We start from the raw sequence: 12310 nt of genomic DNA, 5'->3' as shown, positions 1-12310 counted from the left end.
ACGGAATCGTTGGAACCGCCCAGCTGACAGCAGGTCGTGGCGGATGAGCGGCTCGCTCACGCCGTCATCCCAGCACAACCGAGTCCGCCGACTGGCTGTAACGCTATAAATTCCTACGATCGCAATCCGTGATCGGGCATCGGCTCGCGAACCGCCCTCTCCGGCGCGAGGAGAGAAAAGGCCCGCTCCAGGGGCATTTGGAAGCGGGCCTTGCTGCTGCTGTGTGCGGCGAGGGCGAGGCAGGTGGCACGAGATTCCTGACGAGGCTGATCACTGCCCAGTGAGCCTTGGATGATCAGGGAATGTAAACCTCGTAGTAGTAACCCGCCCGCCAAACGCCACCTCCGCGGAACCAGTGACAGCCGACGAGCGCGGTGTATTGACCGTTCTGCGCAGCGTCCTCGAAGGCGACTTCGCAGTCGGCCAGGGTCGAGTAGGGGCCTTGCAGGTACCAGTCCGGCGTCGGCCAGCCCGCGGTGGCCACGGCCGTGCTGGTCTGGGTGCCGGCGAAGGCAGGCGCGGCGCCGGCCAGGATGCTGGCGCCCAGCGCCACGGCGAATACAGCGGAATGTAATCGGCGGATCTGCATTGTGGATGCTCCTCACATTCGGGAAGGAGAACATCTTCAGGTGATCACCGGCCATGAGCACCGTCAAGACCTGTAGTCAATGCAGCATCTCCCGCCGCTGGTCATAGCAGTACGGCCTCGATGAGAAAACGGTGGTTACGAACGGTGAATTCACCCTGCGAACAGATGCGCTCATGGAGGCTCTGTAGTGGCCCCTCATAGCGTTCGTGATCGAAGTCGGGAATCTGCCACGGGACGGCTCGCAGGTGGAAGATCACGGCACCTATGTCATGGAAGACATAGTCGATCGTCTCTTCGCGAGCATCCAGGACGTGAAATCCGTAGTGGCGAAGGCGATCCACTGCGACGGCCAGCGTCCATGCCTCTGGATCGGGGAGAGGCGCGCCAAGGGCGATGTTCAGCTCCAGATCATTCCGGGTGCCGACTTGTTGGGTGAGAAGCCGGCCGCCGGGGGTGAGAACTCGGGCGGCCTCGGCAGCGTTCAACGCGCCGTGCCTGTTGAGCACGAGATCGAAGGTGGCCTCGCTCACGGGGATGGCATTCGCTGTACCGCCAAGCACGGTGGCGTTGAGCGGTCGAAGCCGCTCGGCGGCGATGGCGATGTTAGGCCGCCATGCTTCCATCGCCACAGTGTGACGAGGCAGTGGAGCTAGGGAAGCCAGGACTTCACCGCCGCCGGTGTCCAGGTCGAGCAGCCGCGGTGCCGCCGAGAGAAGCGCTGAGGCCCGCTCGGTGTATCGCCATGACGGGCTCCCGCCACTCGTTCTGCCGCGTAACCAGCTGAAGTCCCAGCCGCGCAGGGAGGCGTACAGGGCTTGTTCGACAAGTTCGTCGTAGCTGAGCATCTGGTCACGCTAATGAGGCCCGAGGAGACCAGCTACTGGATTCGGGTGGGACGGGTGCTCAGCTCGGTTCCGTGACCTCCGTCGCGATAGGCGGCGACCGCGAGCCGGACGAACGAGCGGATCAGCGGATTCGTGTCGCCCTCGTTCCACGCCACCACCGCGCGGCTCGGCGGCATGTCGATCAGCGGCACCACGGCGAGCCCGTCCGCCTGCGGGTGGTTCAGGAGGGTCATGCCGACCGTGCCGTTCCAGAGAACGGCCTGCCTGCACTCCTGTACGGCACGCACCACCGGGCCCTCCCGAGGCGTCCCTCCGTTCCAGTACGTCTGCCAGGCGGGGTCCGTGCCCTCCGGGAACAGGAACCAGCGGCGGTCGGCCAGATCGGCCAGCTTCACGCTTTCGCGGCCGGCCAGTGGATCGTCCGCGCGCACCAGCGCGCCCACCGGGTCGGCGCGCAACTCCCGTACGGTCAGGCCGGTCTCGTCGAACGGCCCGCGGGTCAGGGCCACGTCGACCAGCCCGGCGTGCAGGCCGCAGGTGGGATCGGTCAGGTCGGTCTCACGGATGCGGACCTCGACCTGCGGGTGGAGACGGCGGTAGGCGGCGGCCAGCCGGGCCGCGGCCGGGTCGGAGGTGTCCCCCAGGAGACCCACCGTGATGGCCGCGGTGCCGGCCGCCGCGGCCACGCGTACGCGCAACCGGTCGGCCTGGTCGAGCAGGGCCCGCGCCTCGTCCAGCAGCACGGCCCCCACCGGGGTGAGCGAGACGCCGGAGGGCGCGCGGTCGAACAGCGCGGCGCCGACCTCGTTCTCCAGTTGCTTGATCGCCCGGCTGAGCGGCGGCTGACTCATGTGCAGCCGGGCGGCGGCCCGGCCGAAGTGGAGTTCGTCGGCGACCGCCACGAAGTAGCGCAGCGTGCGTAGCTCCATGGTGGGACGATACCCGTACGGTATCGGCGGCACAGAACAGATCTTGGACAGCCGCAGTGCGCCGACGGTGGGATCGGGACATGACCGATCGACCCACACCCGTATCGGTGGTCGGCCCGGACGACGGCGAGACGATCGTCCTGGGCACCACGCGACTGCGCATCCTCGAAGACGGCAGCAACACCGGGCACCGCCTCGGGATCGCCGAATCCGTCCTCGCGCCGCACACGCCTGGACCGCCGCAGCACCGGCACGCCCAGCACGACGAGGGCTTCTACGTCATCTCCGGCGCGGTGCGGTCCACGGTCGGCGACGAGGACCACGACGCGACGGCGGGGACGCTCGTGATGGTCCCGCCCGGAGCCCCGCACACCTTCGCCAACGTGACCGACGAACCGGCCGTCATGCTCAGCACGTTCACGCCCGATCTGTACTTGCAGTACTTCCGCGACCTGAAGGACATGATCGCCGGTGGCCGGGCGATGACGCCGCAGGCCAACATCGAGACGATGCGCCGCTACGCCACCGAGCCCGCCACTCCTGGATGGGCGCCGTGAACGTCGCGTACTGGATCGTCGCCGGCCTGCTCGCCCTCTTCTACCTCTACGCGGGCGGGGTGAAGGTGGTCAGGAGCCGCGAACGGCTCCGGCCGATGATGGCCTGGGTGGACGACACGCCGATGCCGGCCGTCAGGGCCATCGGCGTGATCGAGGTACTCGGCGCGATCGGGCTGATCCTCCCGCCGCTGACCCGCATCGCGTCCTGGCTCGCCCTGGCCGCGGCCATCGGCTTCGTGGTCCTCCAGATAGGCGCGACCGCCCTGCACCTGAGACGCGGAGACCGCCAGATCGCCCTCAACATCACCCTTCTCCTCGCTGCGGCTCTCACTGCCTGGCTGGCGACGACATGGCTGTGAACAGGCGTGCCGCGTCGCATCCCTCCCGTCCGGGGGGTGTCACGGCGGACCTTCGTAGTCAGCCGGTGGCGTGTCGGCGGTGTACGGAGGAAGAGGCAGGGGCCGGTCGGCAAGGAACGCGGTGATGGCCTTCGGCACCATCGCGTGGCCCCCTTGGTAGACGTTGTGACCGGCGCCGACCAGGTAGATCAGGCGTGAGTTCGGCAGCAGATCGCGGTACGTCACCGCGGACCTCCAGGACAGATAGTCACACGAGTCTTTGACGATCAAGGTCGGAGTGGGCAGGCCGGCCAGCGCAGGACGGGGGTCGCTCGGCGGCGGGGCGGTCGCTGACTGCGGATACTGCATCGCGTAGAAGCCCGTTCCCCGTACCGGCGGCCGGTCCGGGAGAGTCGCGCCGCGGCAGTACAAGGCAGGCTCGCTGAGTTCCACCACCATGTCGTTGACGGCGTCGGCCTCGGCGTCAGGCAGGAAGGCGTGCGCAGCCCGCGGGTTGACCTGCAACAACAGATAGCTCAGCAACGAGCGGGGGGCGAGCAGACGGGCGTACAGCCGCACCTTCTGATCGCTGTCGAGGCGACTGCTGACGAGATCGCCGCTGTGGTCGTCGGGATCGGCCGCTCCCGGAGAGGTCAACACCAGCTTGGAGACGCGGTCCGGGTGAGCGGCCAGGTAGCGCGCGGCGATCTCGCCGCCGTAGGAGTGGCCGATCAGGGTCACCTTGTCCAGACCGAGCCGGCTGCGCAGACCCTCCAGGTCGGCTACCGCACGCTCGCGGGTGTAGCCGCGCGGATCGGCCAGCCGAGCCGAGCCGTCGGCGCCGAGTTGCGCATAGAGGTAGACGTCGAACCCCTGGTCGGCGAGGAAGGCGAACGCCTCGGCGTTGTCCCGCAGCTCGGGCACTCCTGGACCGCCGTGCACCACGATGATCGGTGGACGGCTCGCCGCCGCCCGTACCGGCAGCTTGATCACGGTGAGCCGGGATCCCGTGGACACCTGAACCGTCATGGCACCGGGCACGGACACGGATGACGGGGGCACAGGCTGCGGCGTCGACACGGCCCAGGCGAACACCGCTCCCGGCAGGAGCGAGCCTGCCGCGAACACCGTCCACCGCGCCGCTCGCCGCCGTTCCGGCGGCACTCGCCAGGCCGCGACCACCGCCGCACCGCTGTAGCCGATCACCAGGAACGCCCCCACGCCCGCGATCATGAACAGCGCCGGCGTCGCTGTGATCGTCGCGACCGCGATCAGCGCGGCCATACCGCCTGCCGCAGCCACCAGGGTCACGGCGGCCGCGGCCAGACATGTCACCACCCGCGACCGCCGCGGGCTCGCGAGCGGGGGTTGTCGCTCCGCGCCGGCGCCCTGTGTCGCTTCCGGAGGCATGGAGGCAGGTAAACACGGCACAGGCTCATCACGCCCCCGGGAAACACCTGAATGGTCCCCTTGTCGGACCCTGAGAATGCCGTAGGGGTGCGGGAGCTTGATCGGACGGCGAGGCGGCGATCGGCCGCCATCTGCCGCAGCCGCCTGCTCTTCGCCCCCCGTTAGTCTGTGCGTGTTGACTCTTCAACCGGGAGAAGCCATTGCGATCAGACATCAGCCTGGATGAAATGGCTACTGAACTGTCCCGGCTCGCTGATCTCTCGACGGCTGTTCCGCTGCCGGAATCCGAGGTCGTGGCCCTGGAGAAAGTGATCGGCGCGCCACTTCCTGACGAGTTCCGGTCGTTCCTGCTGCGTTTCGGCCGGGGAGTTTCGCCCGGCCACTTGCTCGACCTGCGTTGGATCGTGGAAGAGACCCAATGGGAGCGTGAGTGTTTCCAGGAGGAACCCGAGGTGGCTGCCTACCCTTGGGAGCCCTTCCCGGTGACTCGGGATGATGTGCGGCAACTGCGGCGCCTCGCCGCCGATGGGGCGGATCCCACCCTGTGGATGGACAAGCCCGCGCCTGGAACCATGTTCCTGTGCAGCCACGGGTGCTCGTGGATCAGCATGCTCGCCATGAACGGCGAGTACGCCGGCACCGTCTGGCTCACCGAGTGGGGCCAGGCGAAGGACATGTACTGGTGGCCATCGGCTCCCTGGAGGGATGTCGAGCCGTCGGGCCGTCTGCATGGAGGCTGGAGCGAGCCGGTGCCGTTCCTGGACTGGTACATGCGCTGGACCCAGCGGCTCGTCAGCTGACGTCGGCGCTCGCGGCAGCCGGACTTGCCTTGATGACAGAGACGTTCAGGCTGCCTTCAGTAGACACACGAAGGCCCGCTCCCAGGAACCCCTGGTAGCGGGCCTTGCTGCTGTGCGCGGCCGAGAGGACTCGAACCCCTAACCTTCTGATCCGTAGTCAGATGCTCTATCCATTGAGCTACGGCCGCTCGCTGCGTAAGCAAGCATAGCGGGTTTCGGAGAGTGCCTCGAACCATAAACCGCGATCTAGTGTCCGCCGTCCAGGATCACGCAGGTCGCGGGCGTACGAAGGGGGTGATCCCGGGATGGCGGCGGGGTGGTGGGATGGAGGGATGAGGCGGACGGTGTGGGGGGCCGGGCTGGCGTTCGCGATGGGGGTGTTGCTCATCGCGGCGGGGTCGCGGCTTGAGCGGGGCGTGCCGGAGTGGGTGCTGGTGGTGCCGTTGGGCGTCGCGTGTGCCGGGGTGCTGGTACGGCGGCGGGCCCCGGTCGTCTGCCTGGGGCTCGGGGTGGTGGCGGTCGGGCTGGACGCGGTGGTGGGGCCGTCGCTGGGGACGGTGCTGGTGTTCACCGACAATCTGTACGCGGCCGCCCTGTACGGCCCGGCCCGGCTGGCGCGCGGGCTGCTGATGGTGACGGCGGTGCTGGCGATCGGGGCCGGGGCCGGGGCGGGGTTCTGGGCGGCGGACTGGCGGCTGCCGGCGGTCATCGGGGTGCAGGCGTCGCTGGTGCTGGTGACGCCCGTGCTGACCGCCCTCCTGATACGGGAGCAGCGGGATCGGGCGGCGGTCGAGCGCGTACGGGCCGAGCAGGTGGCGCGCCTGGCGGAGCTCGACCGGCGCGTGGCCATCGCCGCGGAGCGGACGCGGATGGCGCGTGAGCTGCACGACCTGATCGCCAACCATTTCAGCGCCATCGCCATCCAGTCCACGGCGGCGCTGTCGCGGACGGATCTCGATGCGGGGACGGTACGGAAGATCATGGAGTCCGTACGGGAGAACAGCGTGGAAGGGCTGGCGGAGATGCGGACCATCATCGGGCTGCTCAGGGAGGAGGACGCACTCCCGGGGAGCGGGGATGAGGAGCGGCCTGGGGGCGAGGCCGTGCGGCTGCGGCTGGCCGAGGTGGAGGTACTGGTGGAGCGGGTCGTGGCGGCGGGCATGGCGGGCTCGTTGCGGGTCGAGGGGACCGTACGGGAGGTGCCCGCGGCCGTCGACCTCGCGGGTTACCGGATCGTGCAGGAGGCGCTGACCAACGCGCTCAAGCACGGCGAGTCGCCGGTCGAGGTGGTGGTCTCGTACGAGGTGGGCCGGGTGGTCCTGCGGGTGTGGAACGCGGTGGGCGGCGAGCGGCGGGCGCTGCCCGGGGCCGGGGCCGGGCTGGTGGGGATGCGCGAGCGGGCCGCGCTGGTGGGCGGGTCCTTCGAGGCCGGTCCGTCCCCGGCCGGTCCGTTCGAGGCCGGCCCGTCCGAGGCCGGCCCGTCCGAGGCCGGGCCGGGCTGGGAGGTGGTGGCGGTGCTGCCGACCGAGGAGCGCAGCCCCGCGGCCGCGGAAGGCATGGGCGGGCTGTCGTCGCAGGTCGTCGGCCTGGTGTTCCCGCGAGGAGCCGCCTCGTGACCCCGCCCGTACGCGTGCTCGTGGCCGACGACCACGCCGCCGTCCGCGCCGGCATCGTGCTGATCCTCGACGGCGTCCAGGACATCGAGGTCGTCGGCGAGGCCGGCGACGGGGAGCGGGCCGTGGCCATGGCCCGCGAGCTGCGGCCGGACGTCGTGCTCATGGACGTCCGCATGCCGCGCCTCGACGGCATCTCGGCCACCCGCGAGCTGGCGGGGGTGTGCGACGTGCTGATCCTGACGACGTTCGACCTCGACGAGTACGTCTTCGGCGCCCTCCGCGCGGGCGCGGCCGGGTTCCTGCTGAAGGACACCGACGCCGAGTCGCTGGTCGAGGCGGTACGCGTGGTCGCCCGCGGCGACGGCCTCATCTCCCCGTCCGTCACCCGCAAGCTGATCTCCGCCTTCGCGGAGAGGAGCCGCGGGCCCCGGCCGAGGGAGCGGGCGCCCGAGGGCCTGACGCCCCGCGAGCGCGAGGTCCTGGCCTGCATCGCCCGCGGCCTGTCGAACGCCGAGATCGCCAAGGAGCTGGACATGGCGGAGGCGACGACGAAGACGCACGTCAGCCGCCTGCTGAACAAGCTCGGGCTGAAGAGCCGCGTCCAGGCGGCCATTCACTACTCAGAGAGCACTTAGGACCGTAATGTGAGCGGGGTGAACATGCCTCCGCCCCCACCACCTCCACCGCCGCCGTTCCCGCCGCCCCCGCCGCAGGGGCAGGGGCCGGAGCCGCGGAACACCGGGGTGATCGTCGGGCTGGCGTTCGCGGGGCTCTTCGGCTATATCGTCATCAACTTCTTCGTCGGCCTCGTGGCCATCAGCGTGGCGCACACGGCGGCGATCGCGGTGGCCGCCGGCTTCCTGGCGCTGCTGGGGCTCGGGGTCGGGGTGACGTTCCTGCTGCTGCGCAAGTCCTGGTCGATCGGGCTGGGGCTCGGGCTGATGATGGGGTGGGCCCTGGTGTCGATCGTGTCAGCGGGTTACTGCACCGGGCTCAACCCCGGCATGTACACCTGACGACCCGCCGATGCCCCCCTACCATGAGATCTTCGTCGGCCTCGGCGTGCTGGCGGCGTCCGTCGTGTTCGTACGTGAGGCCCGCCGCAGAGGCGCGCTGAACGAGCACTCCCTCATCGCCGTGACCGGCGCCCTCGTCGGCGGCGCGATCGGCATGCGGCTCGCGGGCTGGCTGGAGACCCTCGACCTCAAGGACCTCTGGCTGTACGGCTCCCGCAGCATCCTCGGCGGCCTCACCGGCGCCTACGTCGGGGTCCTCGTCGCCAAGAAGATCAGCGGCTATCGCGAGCGCACCGGCGACCTGTTCGCCCCGGCCGTCGCGCTCGGCATGGCGATCGGCCGCATCGGCTGCCACCTCACCGAGGCTCCCGGCCGTCCCACGAGCCTGCCTTGGGGCGTGCACGCCCCGCCGACGACCCCCGACTGCCCCGGCTGCCTGACCGGCGCGGCCATGCACCCGTCGTTCCTGTACGAGATCGCCTTCCAGCTCGCCGCGTTCGCCGCGCTCATGTGGGCGCGCGGGCGGCTGACCCGGCCGGGGGAGCTGTTCACCCTCTACCTGGCCGGGTACGCCGCCTTCCGCTTCCTGGTGGAGTTCACCCGGGCGAACGAGACCCTGTGGCTCGGCCTGACCGGACCCCAATGCTTCCTGGCGATCGGCCTGCCGCTGCTCGCGGTCCGGGTGACGATCGGCTACCGGCGCGGCTACTACGATCCACTCATCTCCCCTCGAAAGGTCACGTCATGAGCGCAGGGATGAGCCTCCGGGGCGACCGCATCCTCAGGTACGTCAACGCCTTCTGTCCCCACTGCCACGGCCGTGACCTGGACCGGATCGAGCGGCTGAGCGGCTATCTCGCCGAACGCGACGGCAAGGTGTGGCTGGAGCGCGGCTGCCGCGAGCACGGCTTCATCCGCACCCTGTACGACGAGGACCCGGAGATCCTCGCGTACCTGGAGGAATGGACCGCTCCCACCAAGCAGCACATCCCGGACGTCCAGGGCAACTTCGCGCCGGTCCCGCTCGCCTATCTCGACGGCCTCCCCGAGATGCAGACCCAGCACACCTGCATCCTCCTGGAGGACATCGCCGAGACCTGCAACCTGCGCTGCCCCACCTGCTTCGCCGACAGCTCGCCCGACCTGTCCGGCGTCGTCCCCGTCCCCGACGTGCTCGCCAACGTGGACCAGCGGCTCGCCCGCGAGAACGGCAAGCTCGACGTGCTCATGCTGAGCGGCGGCGAGCCCACCCTCCACCCCGAGCTGAAGACGCTGCTCGCCGAGCTGACCGCGCGCCCGATCACCCGCATCCTGGTCAACACCAACGGCGTGCTCGTCGCCAGGGACGACTCCCTCCTCGACCTGCTCACCGAGCACCGGGAACGGGTGGAGGTCTACCTCCAGTACGACGGCGTATCGGCCGAGGCGTCCAGGCACCACCGCGGCGGCGACCTGCGTCAGCTCAAGGCCCAGGCGCTGGCCCGCCTGTCCGAGCGGGAGATCTTCACCACGCTCGTCATGACGGCCGCCCTCGGCGTGAACGACGGGGAGATCGGCGACGTCGTACGCCTCGCGCTCGACACCCCGTACGTCGGCGGCGTCTCCCTGCAGCCCCAGTTCGGCTCGGGCAGGTCGGGCGCCATCGACCCGATGGACCGGCTCACCCACACCGGCGTGCTCAAGCGCCTCGGCCCGCAGACGGACGGCCTGGTGACCTGGCGCGACCTCACCGCCCTGCCCTGCTCGCACCCGCACTGCTGCTCGGTCGGCTACCTGCTACGCGACGACGCCGGTCAGTGGCGTTCGCTGACGGCGCTCATCGGCCACGACCGGCTCAAGGCGAACCTCGGCCTGGTCTCCAACCGCATCGCCGACAGCGAGATCCCGCGCGAGCTGCGCCTCGCCGTACAGGAGTCGCTGCTCGGCCTGCTGTCGGAGCAGTCGTCGCTGTCGCATCCCCAGGTCGGCGACCTGTGGCGGAACATCTGCGAGAACTGCGACCTCGGCATCTCCACCCTGCTCACCCTCGCCTCCTCGGCCCTGCCGGGGCGGCGCAGAAAGCTGCGCCGCATGCTGGCCGAGCGGGTGGTGCGGATCACGGTCAAGCCGTTCATGGACGTCTCCACGATGATCGAGGAACGCCTCACGCAGTGCTGCGTGCACGTCGGCACCCGCGAGGGCGAAAGCGACCAGTGCGCGCCGTTCTGCGCCGTCCAGGCGTGGCCGCAGCTGTCCCGGCAGCGCCTGTCGCTGGTGGCCCGATGAGCGCGCAGCGCGCGCAGCCGGAGGGCAGGGCGCCGTACGATCCGCTGCGGCTGTGCGTGTACGCCACCGTCGCGCTGCTGGCGTGGCTGCTCGGGCCGTGGGCGGTGCTGGGGTTCGCGGCGCTGGGGTTCGCCGGCTACTGGAAGGCGCGGCGGGCCGGGCTGACCCGGAGCAAGTGCCTGCTCCGGGACACCCGGCTGGTGCTGGCCTATCTGGGGCTGCTGGCCGTCGTCGCGGTCGTGGCGATCATCGTGTGAGTGCAAGCAGGTTGAGCACCGTCCACTCCTTCCGGCCGAGGGCCGTCGGTGTGCACGTCTTCTCGGCGCAGGTCGCGGGAGGCTGCACGTCCGCGTCCCAGTTGAAAATGGTCTCGGAGGGACTGTTCGAGATCAAGAGCCGCCTTGTGCCGAGCCCGGTCGTCGTGCCGGTCTCCAGGTCGTGAAGGGCCGCGAGCGCCCCTTCTCCGGCCTGCGACGACGACGGTGCGGCGAGCACGTACCGGTCGGCGTAGGGCGGGCGGGGCCAGGACATGCGCAGCTCGGGCAGCGTCCTGCGGCCGGTCCCGTCCACGCGCTGGACCAGCAGCCGGCTGTTCAGCTCCCCGGCGCACCAGCGCGGCCCGCACCGCAGGGACCGCGTTCCCTTCGGCACCCGTACGTCGAAGGAACGGCCGGTCTCCAGGTTGACGACCTGGTCCTGGTTGGCGTACACGTTCCGGCCGAGGCGCGCCGCCCATGGCCAGGAGGTCAGCCTGAGCCCGTCGCTGCCGGGCAGCCGCGACGAAGTCCCCCCGGTCAGCGGCACCCGGTGGACGCCGCCCTTCCAGGGAGACCAGACGAGGGAGTCGTCCGTGACCCCGAGCACCGCCACGTCGCCGGAGGTCGTGGCCACCCGGGTGGCCGTCCCGCCGGTGCGCGGCACGGCCCAGAAGGTCGTGGTGCCGCCGGTCGTGACATACCAGGCGACGTGCCCCGGGCCGGCCGTCACGCCGTCCGGCCCGTCCTTGCCCTTGACGGCCGGGACCTGGGCGAGCGTCCTCGTCGTACGGCGGGTCATGTCGTACACGTCCAGCCGGGACGGCTTCCCCTTGGCCGGCGCGGCCACGAGCAGCAGCACCTCCGCCGGGCTCAGTGCGGTCACCGGCAGGATCCGCGCCCCGCCTGCGGTCCTGGCCGGCACCTTGGCCACGGCCTGCGGCCACCGCTTCTCCGCCTGCGGCCACTGCTCCTCGATCTGCGTCCACCGCTCCTCGGCGCGTCGCTCGGCGCCGGACGACGCGACGGACAGGGCCGCCGTGGTGCCGCCCGCGACCGCCACCGCCGCGACGGCCGCGAGCGCCATCCGCACCCGCTGCCGGATCCGGCGGGCGTGCCGCCTGGCGGCCACGCCCCGTGCGAGGTCTACCTGCTCGACCTGGTCGGCGGCGGTGCGCAGGGTGCGGATCAGGTCCTGTTCGCCTCTCATCGTGCCTCCTGCAGCACTCGCTTGATCCGGAGCTTGTCGAGGGCGCGGGCGGCCTGGCTGCGTACGGTGCCGCGGGAGACGCCGAGGAGGTCGGCGATCTCCTGGTCGGACAGGTCCTCGTAGTAGCGCAGCACGAGCACGGCCCGCTGCCTGCGGGGGAGTCGCTGGAGCTCGGCCCACAGGTCGGCGTCGCCGTAACGGTCGTGGGCGCCGTGGTCGGGAACGGTGGCGACCAGGCTCTCCCTGCGCCGCCTGCGCCAAGACCTGATGTGCAGCCGGACCATCGTCGTGCGGACGTACCCCTCGGGGTCGTCTTTGTTGCGCACGCGGGTCCAGGCGTCGCCGAGGCGGGCCAGAGCCTCCTGTACGAGGTCGGCCGCGTCCTCGGAGTTGCCGGACAGCACGTAGCCGTACCGGAGGAGGGCGTCGCCCCGGGCCCGGACGAACTCGTCGAAATCTTCCACGAACCCAGGGAGCGACT

At 70.4% G+C, this 12310-nt stretch carries 15 protein-coding genes and 1 tRNA gene; 9 read left to right on the top strand and 7 right to left on the bottom strand.

Going from position 1 to position 12310, the window contains the following annotated elements:
• Positions 1-295 precede the first annotated feature (295 nt).
• The 3 genes from ABD292_RS31840 to ABD292_RS31830 all read right to left on the bottom strand — a co-directional run bounded on the left by ABD292_RS31840 (position 296) and on the right by ABD292_RS31830 (position 2363).
• The gene (locus ABD292_RS31840) at positions 296-589 is read right to left on the bottom strand and encodes a hypothetical protein (RefSeq protein ID WP_344213810.1); all 294 of its coding nucleotides are present in this window, start codon (positions 587-589) and stop codon (positions 296-298) included.
• A gap of 101 nt (positions 590-690) precedes the next feature.
• Positions 691-1434, bottom strand: a complete 744-nt coding sequence (locus ABD292_RS31835; protein WP_344213808.1) for a class I SAM-dependent methyltransferase — start codon at positions 1432-1434, stop codon at positions 691-693.
• Positions 1435-1466: 32 nt separating this feature from the next.
• On the bottom strand, positions 1467-2363 hold the full coding sequence (locus ABD292_RS31830) for a LysR family transcriptional regulator (RefSeq protein ID WP_344213806.1): 897 nt from the start codon (positions 2361-2363) through the stop codon (positions 1467-1469).
• Positions 2364-2443: 80 nt separating this feature from the next.
• Between ABD292_RS31830 and ABD292_RS31825 the strand changes: the two genes are divergently transcribed.
• Positions 2444-2920 carry a cupin domain-containing protein gene (locus ABD292_RS31825; RefSeq protein ID WP_344213804.1) on the top strand — a complete coding sequence of 159 codons (477 nt, stop codon included), beginning with the start codon at positions 2444-2446 and terminating at the stop codon, positions 2918-2920.
• Positions 2917-3279 (top strand): DoxX family protein, encoded by a 363-nt coding sequence (locus ABD292_RS31820; RefSeq protein WP_344213802.1) that lies wholly within the window; start codon positions 2917-2919, stop codon positions 3277-3279. The genes ABD292_RS31825 and ABD292_RS31820 overlap by 4 nt, the downstream gene beginning before the upstream one ends.
• 39 nt (positions 3280-3318) lie before the next feature.
• On the opposite strand, the gene ABD292_RS31815 is transcribed toward ABD292_RS31820, so the two are convergent.
• Positions 3319-4542: an alpha/beta hydrolase gene (locus tag ABD292_RS31815; protein WP_344213800.1), complete on the bottom strand. Its 1224-nt coding sequence runs from the start codon at positions 4540-4542 to the stop codon at positions 3319-3321.
• Positions 4543-4895: 353 nt separating this feature from the next.
• Here ABD292_RS31815 and ABD292_RS31810 point away from each other — a divergent pair, with 353 nt between their 5' ends.
• Complete coding sequence (locus ABD292_RS31810; protein WP_344213798.1) at positions 4896-5468, top strand: SMI1/KNR4 family protein; 573 nt, start codon at positions 4896-4898, stop codon at positions 5466-5468.
• A gap of 115 nt (positions 5469-5583) precedes the next feature.
• On the opposite strand, the gene ABD292_RS31805 is transcribed toward ABD292_RS31810, so the two are convergent.
• Positions 5584-5656 (bottom strand) — tRNA-Arg (locus tag ABD292_RS31805).
• A 144-nt stretch (positions 5657-5800) separates the two neighbouring features.
• Here ABD292_RS31805 and ABD292_RS31800 point away from each other — a divergent pair.
• Genes ABD292_RS31800 through ABD292_RS31775 form a run of 6 tightly spaced genes read left to right on the top strand, consistent with a single transcriptional unit; the run spans position 5801 to position 10622 of the window.
• A complete protein-coding gene (locus ABD292_RS31800) occupies positions 5801-7084 on the top strand; it encodes a sensor histidine kinase (protein ID WP_344213796.1) in 1284 nt (427 codons plus the stop codon).
• The gene (locus ABD292_RS31795) at positions 7081-7719 is read left to right on the top strand and encodes a response regulator (protein ID WP_344213794.1); all 639 of its coding nucleotides are present in this window, start codon (positions 7081-7083) and stop codon (positions 7717-7719) included. Before ABD292_RS31800 ends, ABD292_RS31795 begins: the two co-directional genes overlap by 4 nt.
• Before the next feature lie 18 nt (positions 7720-7737).
• Positions 7738-8100, top strand: coding sequence for a hypothetical protein (locus tag ABD292_RS31790; protein WP_344213792.1), 363 nt, complete (start codon positions 7738-7740; stop codon positions 8098-8100).
• Positions 8101-8110: 10 nt separating this feature from the next.
• Complete coding sequence (locus tag ABD292_RS31785) at positions 8111-8848, top strand: prolipoprotein diacylglyceryl transferase (RefSeq protein ID WP_344213790.1); 738 nt, start codon at positions 8111-8113, stop codon at positions 8846-8848.
• On the top strand, positions 8845-10365 hold the full coding sequence (locus tag ABD292_RS31780) for a radical SAM protein (protein ID WP_344213788.1): 1521 nt from the start codon (positions 8845-8847) through the stop codon (positions 10363-10365). Before ABD292_RS31785 ends, ABD292_RS31780 begins: the two co-directional genes overlap by 4 nt.
• Complete coding sequence (locus ABD292_RS31775; RefSeq protein WP_344213786.1) at positions 10362-10622, top strand: hypothetical protein; 261 nt, start codon at positions 10362-10364, stop codon at positions 10620-10622. The genes ABD292_RS31780 and ABD292_RS31775 overlap by 4 nt, the downstream gene beginning before the upstream one ends.
• Here the strand turns inward: ABD292_RS31775 and ABD292_RS31770 are convergent.
• Positions 10612-11829: a hypothetical protein gene (locus ABD292_RS31770; protein WP_344213784.1), complete on the bottom strand. Its 1218-nt coding sequence runs from the start codon at positions 11827-11829 to the stop codon at positions 10612-10614. The two genes, ABD292_RS31775 and ABD292_RS31770, sit on opposite strands and share 11 nt — an antisense overlap.
• Positions 11826-12293 (bottom strand): SigE family RNA polymerase sigma factor, encoded by a 468-nt coding sequence (locus tag ABD292_RS31765; protein WP_344213782.1) that lies wholly within the window; start codon positions 12291-12293, stop codon positions 11826-11828. Before ABD292_RS31765 ends, ABD292_RS31770 begins: the two co-directional genes overlap by 4 nt.
• Between the last annotated feature and the right edge of the window lie 17 nt (positions 12294-12310).

The organism is Nonomuraea bangladeshensis, from assembly GCF_039529455.1.
In the GTDB taxonomy this organism is placed as follows: Bacteria; Actinomycetota; Actinomycetes; order Streptosporangiales; family Streptosporangiaceae; genus Nonomuraea; species Nonomuraea bangladeshensis.
The sequence above is the reverse complement of the archived record's forward strand: the minus strand, read 5'-3'. Positions and strand labels throughout refer to the sequence as shown.

Coding starts and splice junctions, on each gene's coding strand:
- ABD292_RS31840 (WP_344213810.1), bottom strand. CDS start 589: ATGCAGATCCGCCGATTACATTCCGCTGTATTCGCCGTGGCGCTGGGC.
- ABD292_RS31835 (WP_344213808.1), bottom strand. CDS start 1,434: ATGCTCAGCTACGACGAACTTGTCGAACAAGCCCTGTACGCCTCCCTG.
- ABD292_RS31830 (WP_344213806.1), bottom strand. CDS start 2,363: ATGGAGCTACGCACGCTGCGCTACTTCGTGGCGGTCGCCGACGAACTC.
- ABD292_RS31825 (WP_344213804.1), top strand. CDS start 2,444: ATGACCGATCGACCCACACCCGTATCGGTGGTCGGCCCGGACGACGGC.
- ABD292_RS31815 (WP_344213800.1), bottom strand. CDS start 4,542: ATGGCCGCGCTGATCGCGGTCGCGACGATCACAGCGACGCCGGCGCTG.
- ABD292_RS31810 (WP_344213798.1), top strand. CDS start 4,896: ATGGCTACTGAACTGTCCCGGCTCGCTGATCTCTCGACGGCTGTTCCG.
- ABD292_RS31800 (WP_344213796.1), top strand. CDS start 5,801: ATGAGGCGGACGGTGTGGGGGGCCGGGCTGGCGTTCGCGATGGGGGTG.
- ABD292_RS31785 (WP_344213790.1), top strand. CDS start 8,111: ATGCCCCCCTACCATGAGATCTTCGTCGGCCTCGGCGTGCTGGCGGCG.
- ABD292_RS31780 (WP_344213788.1), top strand. CDS start 8,845: ATGAGCGCAGGGATGAGCCTCCGGGGCGACCGCATCCTCAGGTACGTC.
- ABD292_RS31775 (WP_344213786.1), top strand. CDS start 10,362: ATGAGCGCGCAGCGCGCGCAGCCGGAGGGCAGGGCGCCGTACGATCCG.
- ABD292_RS31770 (WP_344213784.1), bottom strand. CDS start 11,829: ATGAGAGGCGAACAGGACCTGATCCGCACCCTGCGCACCGCCGCCGAC.